The following is a 14,218-nucleotide window of genomic DNA, read 5'->3' on the forward strand; positions in this document are numbered from 1 at the left end:
CCGCCGGATGAATTCTGGTTGCGGCGCACACGACGGTGAACCGTTTTGCGCTCGGTACGGTGCAGCTGGGCATGGCATACGGGCGCAATCGCGAGTTGCCGATGATGACCGAACAAGCGGCATTCAGAATCCTCGACGCCGCGTGGGACATCGGGTTGCGTGTGTTCGACACCGCTGAAGCGTACGGTGCGTCGGCGCCGCGTCTTCGTCGATGGATAGATCTCCGCGGTTACGCCGACCGTGCAACTGTCGTGACAAAATGCACGCTCGGCGGCGCGTCACACGGCGCGGTTGGAACGTCCGAAAGCGCCGCTGCGGCACTCGCGCGCTTCAGTGGAGTCCATGCGCTGGTTCTGCTCACACACGGTGCCGCTGGCGCCGATGACTGGACGGCTGTGAGCACAATCGCGGCCCGCCATGTCACGGGCGCCGGGCAGAGTGTTTACACGCCCGAGGAAGTCATCTCGGCGTGTCGCATGCCTGGGACCGCTCGCGTACAGGCACCGGCCAACGTTCTGGACGAACGTGCCCTCGCCGCTCGCACCGATTCGCCGACCGCGCTCGACGTACGCTCTGTCTATCTCCAGGGTGTTCTCCTCGAATCACCGGAGTCAGCCGAGCGGCGCGTGCCGGGTTCGGGTCGGATTGTAAGCGCGCTTCGATCGACAGCCGATTCGCAGAATGTCGACCTTGCGCCGCTGCTGGTCGCGAGCATGCTGCAGAAGCTCCGGCGCGGCGACAGGGTGGTGCTGGGCGTCGATGACGCATCCCAGCTCGAGGTGATTCCCGCCGCGATCGAGATAGATCATGACACGGTCAGAGATTTTGATACTGCCACCAGCCCCCTCAGGAAAGAAGCAATAGCGGAGTCGATACGCGACCCACGCGCCTGGACAGTCGGCAACGGCCGATGAAGGTCGTTGCGATTGTGCAGGCGAGAACGTTGTCGTCGCGGCTGCCGGGAAAAGTGCTGGCCTCGATCGGGCCGAAGGTGATGATCGAGCGGATGCTCGCTCAGTTGCGGGGCGCTGCCAGTATTGACGAGATCGTGATTGCAACGTCGCGTGATTCGAGTGACGATGCGCTTGCCGCGCGCGTTTCGAAGGGCGGCATCCGCGTTTTCAGGGGGGACTTGAACGATGTGCTCGGGCGGTACGTTGCAGCCAGTCAATGGGCCCAGGCTGACGTGATAGTTCGGTTGACGGGCGATTGCCCCCTTCATACTCCCGACACAGTCGATGAGGTGGTCGCCGCCTTCCTTGCCGCTGGAGTCGATTATGCGTCGAATAACGAACCCTACAGCAGGCCGGACGGTCTCGATGTCGAGGTATTCACAAATGACGTTCTCCTTCGAGCTGCACGGGAATCAATTGCCGGCCCCGATCGTGAGCACGTAACACCTTTTCTCCGCCGGAACGCTGGAGTCCGGCGTTTACACCACATACATTCCACCGGACCCTACGGAGGCGGCGCGCGCTGGACAGTCGATGACCATGCCGACCTCGAGTTCGCCAGACGGGCCTGGGAAAAGCTGGATCTCGCCGGACCTGGTCCCCACGATTACGAGACGGTTATGACGGCCACAGTCAGCGTGGCGCCGACGAACTCCGGTGCCATCAACAATTTCGGTTACTACAAGTCGCTCCACGAATCTGCTGGAAGCGGCAAGGCTCCGCCGCTGCGGCTCACTGAGAGCGAGGCATTGCTCGAAAGGAGCAGTCAGGTGATTCCGGGCGGAGCACAGACTTACTCCAAGAGCTGGCGACAGCATATCCGTGGCGTATCGCCGATTTTCCTCGAGCGCGGCGCAGGTGCGCGCGTCTGGGACGCTGACGGAAACGAGTACGTGGATCTGGTGCAGGGCCTGTTGCCCAATATTCTGGGCTATGCGCACCCCGCGGTGGACAGGGCGGCGTTCGAGCGGGCCGGGATGGGTCACAGTTTTTCGCTCCCAAACAAACTCGAGGTCGAACTAGCCGAGCGGCTCGTTGCGATCATACCGTGCGCCGAGATGGTTCGGTTTGCGAAGAATGGGTCGGATGCAACGTCGGGTGCCGTCCGCACCGCCAGGGCGTTCACCGGGCGCGATCGCGTAGCAATTTGCGGTTATCACGGGTGGCACGACTGGTATATCGGCACGACGACGAGATCGGCCGGCGTGCCCGCGGCTGTCCAGGGTCTGTCTCACACATTCCCCTACAACGATCTGGGTGCTCTCGAGACGCTGCTTGGCTCACGCCCCGGCGAGTTCGCCGCAGTTATCATGGAGCCGTTCAATTTCTTCTGGCCGGCTGACGGTTATCTGGAGGGAGTGAAGGAACTCGCGAAGAAGCATGGAGCCTTACTCATCTTTGACGAGATCTGCACCGGTTTTCATCTCGGTCTGGGCGGAGCTCAGCGGCTTTTCGGCGTGACGCCCGACCTGGCGACGTTTGGGAAGGCCATGGGGAACGGCTATGCGATAAGCTGCGTTGCCGGAAGGCGGGACATCATGGAAACGTTCAACGAAGTTTTCATGAGCTTCACCTTCGCCGGTGACGTTTCGGCGATGGCTGCCTCCAGCGCCGTGCTCGACGTTCTGGAAAGCGGCGACGCCTACCATCGCATGGATGCCGCGGCAACCGCTCTGGCCGACGGCGCGCGGGCGCTCGCCGATCTCGGTGGGGTCGGTGAGAGATTCGTTACGCAAGGTCATAACAACTGGCTGCTGCTTCGGTTCATTGACGAGTCCGGCGCCGACGACCCGGTGTTGCGCGCCCTCTGGCTGCAGGAAGTGACCCGTCGTGGCGTGCTTGTAATCTCCACGCACAACATTTCGGCCGCACTGGGCCGTGCCGAGGTCGACCACGTCCTATCGGCGTACGCGGCAGCGTTCTCTTACATCGGTAGCTTGATCGCAGCCGGGGAAAATCTCGAATCAAGTCTGGACGGTCCCGTTCCAACCCCTGCCTTCCGGGTTCGCGGGTGACGGAACTTTCGGGATCCATTGGCGCTGTCGGACGCCAGCTGCCGGTTATCGATCTCGTACGATGTGCGCGGTGTGGATTGCCGGAAACGTACGAGACCATCGAGTTCGATCCGGCTGGGGTGTGCAACATCTGCCGCCAGAAGGAATTCCGCGACGATCAGATAGACTGGGAGGCGCGCGGATCGCAGTTCGCTGCACTTGTAGAGGAATACCGCGGCAAATATGAATACGACTGCATCATTCCGTTTTCCGGCGGCAAGGATTCGACCTACACGCTTTATCACATGGTCAAGCGGTTCGGGATAAAGCCGCTGGTTGTGCAGTTCAATCACGGCTTCATGCGTCCAACGCTGCTCAAGAACAACGAGCGCACATTCCGGCAGCTGGGCGTCGAGGTGCTGACTTTCACGCCGAACTGGAAAGTCGTAAAGCGCCTGATGCTCGAAGCACTGATTCGCAAGGGTGACTTCTGCTGGCACTGTCACACGGGGATTTATTCGTACCCGATGCACGTCGCATTGAAGTACAACACTCCCCTCATCGTCTGGGGCGAACCGTCGTCGGAGTACACCGCGTATTACGACTATCGGGACGATGCCATTGAAGAGGTGGATGAAACCAGATTCAATCGCTTCATCAATCTTGGCATAACGGCAGAAGACATGGCCGGAATGATCAGCTCCGATTTCGACTTCGATCCCCGCGACCTCGCGCCATTTACCTACCCGCCGGTACGCGATCTGCGCCGGCTCAAGTACAGATCTGTCTGCCTTGGATCCTTCATCCCGTGGGATACCCGCAATCAGGCGCAGACCATCGAGAGCGAGCTGGGCTGGGAAGGGGACGAAGTCGAGAACATGCCGCCCGGGCTATACCGTTACGAAAAAATCGAATGCTATGTTCAGGGCGTTCGCGACTACATCAAGTTTCTCAAGCGCGGATACCATCGCGTCACTCAGATGACTGCGCTCGACCTTCGCAACGGGCGAATCGAGAAAGCCGACGCGGACCGGCTCGTGCGCGAATTCGAGAACCGGCGCCCCCCTTCACTCGACATTTTCCTCGAGTACCTCGGGATAAGCGAGGAAGAGTTCAACAGCATCGTTCTGAAGACCGTCGTCCCGCCGCACCAGCCTGATTTCGACGCGATAACCGCCGGTGACAAGACCTGGGATTTCGACCTCTGGTATCGCGAAAGATGAGTAACGCTTTGATCGGAATCGCGAATCTCGAAATCGGAAATCTGAGATCAGTTGCCAATGCCGTAGATTCTTTCGGCTACGATCACTGCCTCATTGATGCGCCGTCGCAGCTCCATTCGCTGAGCCACCTCGTTCTCCCCGGCGTCGGATCGTTCCACACGGCGATGCGCCAGCTCCACCTGAGTGGTATGTACGAGCCCATTCGCCAATTTGCGGACACGGGGCGGCCTCTCCTCGGTGTCTGTCTGGGCATGCAGCTTCTCGGCTCGCGCGGTATTGAAGGCGAGGAGACTACCGGGCTCGGGCTCATCCCCGGAGACGTTCGGCGGTTCGACGACGCGAGAGTCGGCTCGATTCCCCACGTCGGGTGGAACTCCGTCGACATTTGCGGCGATCACCCGCTCTTTCATGGCGTGCGAACGGGTGTCGATTTTTATTTCGTTCATTCCTATCATTTGCGGCCTGAGAACGGCGACAGCGTGCTCGGCCGGACGGAATGTGGCGAGTCCTTTGTTTCGGCGGCGGCCCGCGGCAACGTTGTCGGATTCCAGTTCCACCCCGAAAAGAGTCAGGCAAACGGCCTCCGTCTGCTCGACAATTTTTGTGGATGGGATGGGCGTTGCTGAAGAAGAGAATCATACCGGTTCAGCTGCTGCTGGATGGCAGATTGGTGAAGACACGGCAGTTTGGTGGCTATCGGGATGTAGGTGACCCCGTCTCGAGCTCGCGGGTCTACAACGCTCAGAACGCAGACGAGCTCGTCTTCCTCAACATCAATCGGCTCGCGCGGGACGTAGAGCCCCTGCTGAGACTGCTCGAGGCAGTATCGGCCGTCTCGTTCATGCCTCTTTCGCTTGGAGGCGGCATTACGGGGTTCGATGCCGCCCGGCGCCTGATTCGCCTTGGTGCGGACAAGGTGGTCCTCAACTCTGCGGCATATGGTGACGGTCATCTGGTTTCGCAGATCGCCGACTCATTCGGGTCGCAGGCCGTCGTGGTGAGTGTGGACGCGCGTTTCGATGAAACGCGAGGGGACTATGTGCTTTATTCCGATTGTGGGCGCTTTGCACAGTCAGCGGAGCTCGATCACCATCTTCAGCGGGTGACAGCTCTGGGTGCGGGCGAAATCCTCATCAATTCCATCGACCGGGATGGGACGATGACGGGATACGACGTCGTGCTGCTCAAGCGGGCTGCCGCCGCCGTACGCGTACCGGTGATCGGGTGCGGAGGGGCGGGGAATTACAACCACCTCAAGGATGCGTTTCTGGCGACCAACGTGAGCGCGCTTGCGTGTGGCAGTCTGTTCAATTTCACCGACAGCAATCCCATACGTGCGAAAGCGTTTCTCTCGAACTACGGTCTCGCCTTCAAGACCGTCTAGATGCACTCCGGACGAACCCACCGGCCAGCGACCGGAGATGATGAAGTCCCCCGGCGGGTAATCGCCGATGGCGAGCGGCTTCCTGGCGACGGCATGTATCTCCGGCTGGTGGAGCTGAGTGATTGCGGAGATGTGTACCTCAGGTGGCTGCAGGACGATGACGTAACCCGTTTTCTGGAGACGCGATGGACGGAGCAGTCCGATCAGGCGATGCGCGAGTTCGTCTGCGCAATGCGGAGCAGCCCCAGTGAGTATTTGTTTGCCATCGTGATGGTCGGCGGAGATCGTCACGTGGGGAACATCAAGGTTGGAGCGATTCACCCGGTTCACCGGCACGCGGACGTGAGCTACTTCATCGGTGAACGGGAAGAATGGGGCAAGGGCATTGCCAGCGAGGCGATACGGATTGCAACTCGTTTTGCGTTCGAGCGGGCCGGGGTGCACCGCGTTCAGGCGGTGGTGCACGACGGCAATGCGGGAAGCGCTGCGGCACTCGAGCGTGCAGGATTTGCACGAGAGGGCGTTTTTCGGCAGAAGCTCTGGATCGGGGACCGCTGGAGCGACCAGATCGCCTATGCGTTTGTGCGACCCGAAAGCATGGCCGGGATCGATTATATTCAGCCGGAGGTTTGACGGCGTGTCATTCCGTCATTGCGCACGAGCCCGAGTTCATTTGCGACCGTCTCATCGATGGCCGCGATTTCAACATGGACGAGTCACTTGTGGCGCAGTCCCGACAAGCTGTTCCAGCCCTGTGACACCGGTCAAGGTGGCGGCGGAGCAGCGGCATCCGGCAGAAAGTGCACGATTCAAGTTTGAAACCAGGGGCAGGGAATGTTGAACGGAAAAACGGTTCTGATCACCGGCGGGACGGGCTCATTCGGGCAGCGTTTCACGGATATGGTACTCAGGGAATTCAGTCCGAAGCGCCTGATCGTCTTCAGCCGCGACGAGCTCAAGCAGTTCGAGATGCACTCGAGATTCGGTGAAGATGAGTATCCCAACATCCGGTATTTTATCGGCGATGTACGCGACCGCGACCGGCTCTACCGTGCTTTCGACGGTGTGGACATCGTGGTTCATGCGGCAGCGCTCAAGCAGGTTCTGGCGGCGGAATACAATCCGATCGAAGCGGTCAAGACAAACGTGCTGGGCGCCGCCAACGTGATCGACGCTGCGATCGACCGTGGCGTGATGAAGGTGATCGCGCTTAGCACCGACAAGGCCGCAAGCCCGGTCAGCCTCTATGGAGCCACCAAGCTCTGTTCAGACAAGCTTTTTGTTGCGGCGAACAGCTATTCCGGACAGCATCGCACGCGGTTCAGCGTTGTGCGCTACGGTAATGTCCTGGGTAGCCGGGGCAGCGTAATACCGGTCTTCCAGCGACAGCAGAAAACCGGCCGGCTGTCGATTACCGATCCTCGCATGACGAGGTTCTGGATCACGCTGGAACAGGGTGTGAGGTTTGTCCTGAATTGCCTGGATCACATGTCGGGCGGTGAGATCTTCGTTCCCAAGATACCCAGCATGAAGCTCATCGACCTGGCGCGCGTCATTGGGCCTGAGTGCGAGGTTGAGGTCGTCGGGAGGCGGCCTGGAGAGAAGCTCCATGAATTGATGGTAGGCGAGGATGATGCGCACAATACAATCGAATACGACGACTTTTACGCGATACTACCGACACTGCCTATCCTGAACAGGAATGAAACTGAGATGATGAACGGCGGGCGGCCGTGTCCCGAGGGGTTTCGGTACAGCAGCGAGACCAATGACAGATGGCTAACGGCGGCCGAGCTCGAGCAGATGATCGATCAGAACGGCCCTGCCGGGCGCTGAGAGGAATGCTCCTCGTGACGGGTGCCAGCGGGTTTCTTGGCAGCAACATCGCCAGAGAAGCTATCGTCGCCGGTGTTCCGGTAAGAGGTACGTATCACCGTAATGCATTCCGCATGGACGGCTTGCAGGTGTTCGGTGTCGACCTGTCTCAGGCAGCCGAGGTCCGAGACCTCCTGACTCGTACGAAGCCAGATTGGGTCGTCAATTGCGCCGCATATACCAACGTCGACGACTGCGAAGTCAATCCCGATCGCGCGCGTTTGTTAAATGTCGGCCTGCCGCAGACGTTGGCAGCCGAATGCGCGAATGCGGGCATCCGCATGATGCATGTTTCGACAGACTCGGTCTTTGATGGCAGACGGGGAGGCTACAGCGAGGAGGATTCCCCGGCACCGCTCAACGTCTACGCGCAAACCAAGCTCGAGGGGGAGCACGCGGTAACTGCAGCGTTGTCCGGTGCCTTGGTGGTGAGGACCAATTTTATTGGCGTCTCGCCGGGAAGTGACGCCGGGCTGGCTGACTGGATCGCGGGAAAATTCGAGCGAAAGGAGCGGGTTTCGGGATTCACCGATGTCGTCTTTGCTCCGCTCCTGGCCAACGAGGTGGCCCGGATTGCACTGGAAATGATGCAGGTTGGCCTGCAGGGTCTCTATCATGTGAGTGCGCGGGATTCTGTGAGCAAGTACGAGTTCGCCTGTCGTCTCGGCGAGGCACTCGGTGCGGGCAGAGAGATGGTGGATCCGACTTCCATCGAGGCTGCCGGCCTGCGGGCGCGGCGCCCGATGAACACGTCCCTGTCACCCCGGAAGACGGAATGCGCGCTTGGCCGCCAAATGCCTGAAGTGGACGCCGCTATCGGCGCCTATGCGGAACTCCGCGCCGCGGAGACGGCGGCGGTGTCAGGCTTGTCGACCAGGGTCTGATCGATGCCGTCCCTGGAGATTGCCGGACGCGGCGTCGGAGATGCTCACCCCACCTATTTCATTGCCGATATCGCCGCCAACCACGACGGAGATCTGGCACGCTCTGTCGACCTCATCCACCTCGCGGCGGAAGCGGGCGCCGATGCTGCAAAATTTCAGCATTTTCGCGCCGAGCACATCGTGAGCCGGCTCGGCTTCGAGTCCGGACCGAAAGTGTCGCATCAGGGTGCCTGGAAAAAAACGGTGTTCGAAGTTTATCGGGCCGCGTCGGTTCCCTGGGAATGGACAGAGCACCTCAGCGCAGCGTGTGCGGACGCGGGCATCCATTTCTTCTCGTCACCTTATGATCTCGCAGCCGTGGACATGCTGGAGCCGTATGTGCCTGCATACAAGATAGGCTCGGGCGACATCACGTGGATTGAAGCCCTCGAACATATCGCAGCAAAGGGAAAACCTGTTCTTCTCGCAACCGGCGCGTCCGATATTGGCGAGGTCGAGCGTGCGGTCGGTGCAATTCTTTCGATCAACCGACGGCTGCTTTTGATGCAGTGCAATACCAATTACACGGGTAGCGCCGAAAATTACAGATTCGTCAATCTTCGGGTGTTGTCGCTGTTCAGGTCGATGTATCCCGCGCTCGTTCTCGGACTCAGCGATCATACACCGGGACACTCGGCAGTGCTGGGTGCGGTGGCGCTCGGTGCGCGTGCAATCGAGAAACATTTCACTGATGATCGCGGGCGTGAGGGTCCCGACCACCCGTTTTCGCTCGACGCCGCGGCCTGGCGTGAGATGGTCGACCGAACCCGCGAGCTTGAACAGTGTCTCGGCGACGGCCAGAAAATCGTCGAGTACAACGAACGGGATACCGTGGTCATTCAACGACGCTGCCTGCGTGCGGCGCAGGATCTTAGAGCCGGCAGCATACTTTCCGATGAAGACCTCGAAGCCCTGCGGCCTGCGCCGCCGGACGCGATATTCCCGTTCGACAGGTCTCGTGTGGTCGGACGTCCGCTGAAGCGTGATCTCGAGCGCGGCGACTACCCCAGATGGACGGATCTCGGCTGAAAGTCCTTTACGCTTCACACGGGTATACGACCCACGATTACCGTTTTCTACATTCGTTTGCTGGCGCCGGCTGGGACACTACCCATGTTCCGATGCTGGACGACCAACTGGAGGCGCGGCCGCGCCCCGATGGTGTTTTGACCGAACGGTGGACCAGACACCAACGGGCACCGGCGAGTAGCGCCGATTGGCGGCATCGACGCGACCGGTTGGCCGAAATAGTAGAGCGGACGCACCCTTCAGTCGTCATTGCCGGCCCCATCCAGTCAGTGGCTTTTATCGCCGCCCTTGCTCGCGTCAGTCCTCTGATGGCCGTTTCGTGGGGATCGGATCTTCTGGTCGACGCTGACCTGACGTCCCGCTCGCAATTCGTTACCCGGCATACGCTGGCGCGGTCTGACGCTGTGTTTGGCGACTGCCTCGCTGTCCGCGAGGCCGTGCGGCGCCATTCCTGCATTGCTGAGGGCCGCATCGTTACGTTTCCGTGGGGAATCGATCTTCGCCGGTTCAGTCCGGGTAAGTCGTCATTCGTGTTTCGGGACGAGCTTGGCTGGGAGTCGAACGAGATTTTCATCTCCACGCGAAGCTGGGAGCCGGTGTACGCGATCGAGGTGCTGGTCCATGCGTTTGCGAAGGTCGTCGGCCAGCGACCCCGGGCGCGACTGCTGCTGCTCGGCGATGGATCTCAGGAAGCATCCATCCGATCGATAGTGAACGACCTTGGGCTCGATGCTGTTGTACACGCGCCCGGAAGGGTGAATCAGGACCATCTGCCAGACTACTTCCGTCTTGCGGATGTTTATGTCAGCTCAGCGCTGAGCGACGGAACTTCGGTGTCGCTGCTCGAGGCAATGGCGTGCGGGCTGCCGGTTGTCGTCACCAATGCTTTTGGAAATCTTGAATGGGTGGAGGAGGGAGTGAACGGAGCATTGGCAACGCCGGGAAGCGTAGACGCGCTCGCGACCGCGATGCTGTCGATACCCGTCCGGCCCGCCGACAAAGCGGGCATGCGCGCTGCCAATGTAGCGAAGGCGCGCAGCCGGGCGGATTGGGACGCGAATTTTCCGGCGCTGGTAACGCTCGTTGAATCGCTGGCAGACTCCCTACGAAACGAATGATCGAAAGCACTGAAACGACGCTGTCAGACGACGAGCACCGTCGGGGGTCGATCGACTGGGCACGATTGTTTCGCCGAGCAGCACCCCTCGTCGTGAGAGAAGCGGCATGGCGTGCAATCGACAAGCTCCCGCTCATTGCTCAACGGCGTTTCAGGCACACCGGTGAGCACAGACGGTGGAAGATGCAGCAGCTCTACGAACGTGAAGCCCGTCCACGGCTGGCCGCTCCGACCGTGCTATTCTGGATTCCAGGCGGCATGCATCTGTTGCTTCATGTCGAAACCGCGATCGCGGCGGCGCTTCGGCTGAGAGGCTACAACGTTCACGCGATCATCTGCGACTCGCCCTATCGCGCCTGTGTGCGACGGGAGGCAACCGACGGAATGGCGATTGAAGACTGGCGGAGCATCTGCCCGCGGTGCATCGCTTCGAATCGGGATGTGCTGGAAGTGATGGGCATTCCATATTCCTCGGTCGGCGATTACGTAACGATGGAGGTTCGCGAGCAACTCCGCGCTCGGGCGGAACAATGCTCGGAATCCAATATTCTCGAACTGTCGCACAGAGGGTTGTTAATCGGTCGAAATGTGCTTTCAGCGGTAACGCGCTACCAGCAGGGCGCGTCTTGCTCCATTGATGAGCAGATCCTTCGCGAATACGCCTACAGTGCGTTAGTCTCGGCAGAAGCTGCGGCGCATGTCATGGACTGTTTCAAGCCGGATCGGGTGTTGATGTCACATGCGGTCTATGTCGATTGGGGGCCGGCGCTTAATGCAGCCATCAGCCGTGGCATTCCCGTCATCGGCTGGAAGGCTTCATATCTGAGTGCCCGTTTTTTTTTCAGGCATGTTACTGATCCCGAGCGCATTGACTTCCATGCGGTGAGCGACAGAAGCTGGCAGGCCAGGGCATCTACGCCCCTGACGGATGAGGAAGACGCCGACCTCCAGACATTTCTTGACCGGCGCTACCGCCAGCGTGTGAGCTTTGACATGCGTAATCTGCAGGAATACACCGGAGAGACCGATCGCTTTCGCGCCAAATACCGGCTGGAAAAAGGGAAGCCTGTCTGGGGGATAATGGCTCACATCAATTGGGACAGTGTCTCCGATTATTCACCCATGGCATATCGTTCATTCGACGAATGGATAGTCGACACTGTAGAGCAGGTAAGCCGGATACCCGAAGTTCAATGGCTGATCAAGGTGCATCCGGCGGAAGTCGATTACGATCCCCGGAACGGTGTGCAGCGTTTCGTAGAGGCGCGCTTCGCGTCCCTGGCCTCAAACGTCAGAATCATCCCGGCAGGCGAGGAGATAAGCCCGCTCGAATTTTTTGACTTGGTCGACGGAGGCGTCACAGTGTACGGGACTTCCGGGCTGGAACTTGCGCTTGCCGGAAAGCCCGTCATTCTTGCTGGCGAAGCACACTACGCGGGAAGAGGGTTTACCGAGGACGGACTGACGGTAGAGAGCTATCGCAGACTTCTTGCACGTGCGGGCACGATTGGTCGGCTTAGCCAGCGCAAGACTGCGCTGGCCCGGCGCTATGCCTACTCGCTATTCATGGAGCGGCAGGTGCCGCTGCCCTTCGTGCAGGATCCGTCGTCGCCCTGGTGGACACTTCAACACGAAAAGCGGGATCTGTTAATCGAGGGTAAAGACCCCTTCATCGATTTCATATGTGACCGTCTGATGGATGGCGAAGATTTCATCATGAACCGGCATCTCGTCGAACTCGCGGAAGCGAATACCGCAGCGTGATATCTGAAGCCCGCAGCCCTGCCTGTTATATTCAGATCACTCCGATCGACGCGAGCGCCCTGCATCAATACCAATCCGAAAGTTGAGTCTATCAGCCCCCTCTATCCCGCATGAACGACTGACCGCACGGCCCGAGAACCCGGAACTGATCCGTCTGGTGGGGCTGGACGATGCCGGAGAGCCTTTCCTGAGCGGTGATCGCGTATTGCGAGGCATTTATGCTGGCCACGCCTCCGGTGTGCGCGAAGTACTCGCTGTGTGCGAGGAAAACGACCTTTTTCGCCACGGGCTGGTAAGGACTCGCGAACTAGCCAGCGATCCGCATCCCGGCATTGGGTATGAGACAGTCCTGGAGCACGAGCGGGTTGAGTTCGTTACGTATCCTCACGAATGGCCGGCATCGATGTTTAAGGAGGCGGCCCGATTTCACGTCGACCTTTTCGAACGTCTCCAGCAGCACGGGCTCACGCTCAAGGACTGGCACCCCTGGAATGTTCTTTTCGTCGCGACGACACCGGTATTCGTCGATTTCACGTCGGTCGTTCCGATTGAAGCCCTTTCTCAGCAGACGCATCTCGCCGGCGCACGATCCCCGAGAGGATTCGCCTCGCGATGGGATTCAGCGTCGATCGCGATTTACGAGATGTACCGAGTGATGTTCGAGCCGTACTTTGGTCTCCCTCTCGTGATGATGGATCGGGGGCGCCACGGCCAGGCGAGAAAGCGGCTTTTCGAGACGACTCTGAATGCGGCGGACTCGGTAATCAGCAGGCGCGAAGCATTTGCCGACGATCGCACAGCGCGACTGGGATATGAGCTGGAGGATCGGCTGCTTCGCGCTTCGCTGATCGAGAAAGGACCAGTGAAGAAGCGCTTCTTCTCCCGCGTACGGAAAGCTATCGACAGTCGGAATGTGGCAATCACGTCGAGTCACTACAGTTCATACTATGAGGAGAAACGGGAGGCTTTCGCCGCCGAGCCAGTGCCTGAGTGGACCAATAAGCAGCGCGTGGTGCACGATGCCATCGCGCGTTTTACGCCGCGCACCTTGCTTGACCTCGGAAGCAACACGGGCTGGTTTTCGATGCTCGCCGCAAAGATGGGGTGCTCGGTGGTTGCGGTGGACCTGGATGAGGCCTGCATAGACCGGCTGTTCCATGCCGCGAAGCTCGAGGGCCTGTCGATCCTGCCGCTTGTCGCCAATCTCACTGCGCCTCTTCCGGAACTCAGGGCCAGGACCTACGCCGATGAGCCCGCGCGTTCGCTGATCGGTTCAGACGCACCACTGATTCAGTCGCCCGTGCGCAGGCTCCGCTGCGAAATGGTGCTGGCACTTGCCGTTGTCCACCACTTGGCGCTCGGCCAGGCACACAGCTTCACCAGCATCGCGTCCATTCTGGGCGATCTCGCGACACGCTACCTTTGCGTGGAGTTCGTTTCGCTCGATGACCGTATGATAACCAGCGATCCGTCGTTTTTCCCCGCGTATGCCGCGGCGCGTGAGGACTTCAGCTGGTATAAGCAGGACAACTTTATTGCTGCCCTGAAGAAGCACTTCTCGACCGTCGAAGCGCTTCCATCCTATCCCGACTCGAGAACGCTTCTTATCTGTTCCAAGTAGTGGTTGGGCAACCTGAATAAAACCGGGAGGAGATAGCCGAATGAAGGCCAGTTACGATGATGTCGAAAATTTTCTGCGTCAGGAGGTGGCTTCACTTACCGCCGCCGCGCTGGAGACCGTGAATGGCGAAACTGTGCTGGTTGGTGCCAATCGCGTGGTTGATTCGGCGGACCTGGTGATGCTGCTCCTGGCCGCCGAGGAATTTGCACGTGACAAAATGAATGTTGAGTTTGACTGGACCAGTGACAGCGCCATGTCCGAAGCGCGCAGCACCTTGCGGAATATTCGCACGCTGGCCCGCCATCTGGCCGATCTGCAGCCCGCGTAACACGGTG

General features: G+C 59.7%; 13 protein-coding genes. All 13 read left to right on the top strand.

Annotation, left to right across the window (positions count from 1 at the left end; all coding sequences use genetic code 11):
- Positions 1-35 precede the first annotated feature (35 nt).
- The 13 genes from WKF55_06100 to WKF55_06160 all read left to right on the top strand — a co-directional run bounded on the left by WKF55_06100 (position 36) and on the right by WKF55_06160 (position 14,211).
- Positions 36-914: an aldo/keto reductase gene (locus WKF55_06100; GenBank protein MEJ7759148.1), complete on the top strand. Its 879-nt coding sequence runs from the start codon at positions 36-38 to the stop codon at positions 912-914.
- The gene (locus WKF55_06105; GenBank protein ID MEJ7759149.1) at positions 911-2,968 is read left to right on the top strand and encodes an aminotransferase class III-fold pyridoxal phosphate-dependent enzyme; all 2,058 of its coding nucleotides are present in this window, start codon (positions 911-913) and stop codon (positions 2,966-2,968) included. Before WKF55_06100 ends, WKF55_06105 begins: the two co-directional genes overlap by 4 nt.
- Positions 2,965-4,170 carry an N-acetyl sugar amidotransferase gene (locus WKF55_06110; protein MEJ7759150.1) on the top strand — a complete coding sequence of 402 codons (1,206 nt, stop codon included), beginning with the start codon at positions 2,965-2,967 and terminating at the stop codon, positions 4,168-4,170. The genes WKF55_06105 and WKF55_06110 overlap by 4 nt, the downstream gene beginning before the upstream one ends.
- Positions 4,167-4,796 (top strand): imidazole glycerol phosphate synthase subunit HisH, encoded by a 630-nt coding sequence (gene hisH / locus WKF55_06115; GenBank protein MEJ7759151.1) that lies wholly within the window; start codon positions 4,167-4,169, stop codon positions 4,794-4,796. The genes WKF55_06110 and hisH overlap by 4 nt, the downstream gene beginning before the upstream one ends.
- Positions 4,790-5,554, top strand: a complete 765-nt coding sequence (locus WKF55_06120) for an imidazole glycerol phosphate synthase cyclase subunit (GenBank protein ID MEJ7759152.1) — start codon at positions 4,790-4,792, stop codon at positions 5,552-5,554. Before hisH ends, WKF55_06120 begins: the two co-directional genes overlap by 7 nt.
- On the top strand, positions 5,555-6,187 hold the full coding sequence (locus WKF55_06125) for a GNAT family protein (protein ID MEJ7759153.1): 633 nt from the start codon (positions 5,555-5,557) through the stop codon (positions 6,185-6,187). It begins immediately after the preceding gene.
- A 201-nt stretch (positions 6,188-6,388) separates the two neighbouring features.
- On the top strand, positions 6,389-7,390 hold the full coding sequence (gene pseB / locus WKF55_06130; protein ID MEJ7759154.1) for a UDP-N-acetylglucosamine 4,6-dehydratase (inverting): 1,002 nt from the start codon (positions 6,389-6,391) through the stop codon (positions 7,388-7,390).
- Between the two features lie 5 nt (positions 7,391-7,395).
- Entirely contained in the window at positions 7,396-8,313 is a 918-nt protein-coding gene (locus WKF55_06135) for an SDR family oxidoreductase (GenBank protein MEJ7759155.1), read from the top strand.
- Between the two features lie 3 nt (positions 8,314-8,316).
- Positions 8,317-9,381, top strand: a complete 1,065-nt coding sequence (locus tag WKF55_06140; GenBank protein ID MEJ7759156.1) for an N-acetylneuraminate synthase family protein — start codon at positions 8,317-8,319, stop codon at positions 9,379-9,381.
- Entirely contained in the window at positions 9,363-10,499 is a 1,137-nt protein-coding gene (locus WKF55_06145; GenBank protein MEJ7759157.1) for a glycosyltransferase family 4 protein, read from the top strand. Before WKF55_06140 ends, WKF55_06145 begins: the two co-directional genes overlap by 19 nt.
- Positions 10,496-12,262: a hypothetical protein gene (locus WKF55_06150; protein ID MEJ7759158.1), complete on the top strand. Its 1,767-nt coding sequence runs from the start codon at positions 10,496-10,498 to the stop codon at positions 12,260-12,262. The genes WKF55_06145 and WKF55_06150 overlap by 4 nt, the downstream gene beginning before the upstream one ends.
- Before the next feature lie 82 nt (positions 12,263-12,344).
- Positions 12,345-13,883: a class I SAM-dependent methyltransferase gene (locus WKF55_06155; GenBank protein MEJ7759159.1), complete on the top strand. Its 1,539-nt coding sequence runs from the start codon at positions 12,345-12,347 to the stop codon at positions 13,881-13,883.
- Between the two features lie 40 nt (positions 13,884-13,923).
- A complete protein-coding gene (locus tag WKF55_06160) occupies positions 13,924-14,211 on the top strand; it encodes a hypothetical protein (GenBank protein ID MEJ7759160.1) in 288 nt (95 codons plus the stop codon).
- The last annotated feature ends 7 nt before the right edge of the window (positions 14,212-14,218 follow it).

The organism is Gemmatimonadaceae bacterium (assembly GCA_037721215.1).
Lineage (GTDB): Bacteria > Gemmatimonadota > Gemmatimonadetes > Gemmatimonadales > Gemmatimonadaceae > UBA4720.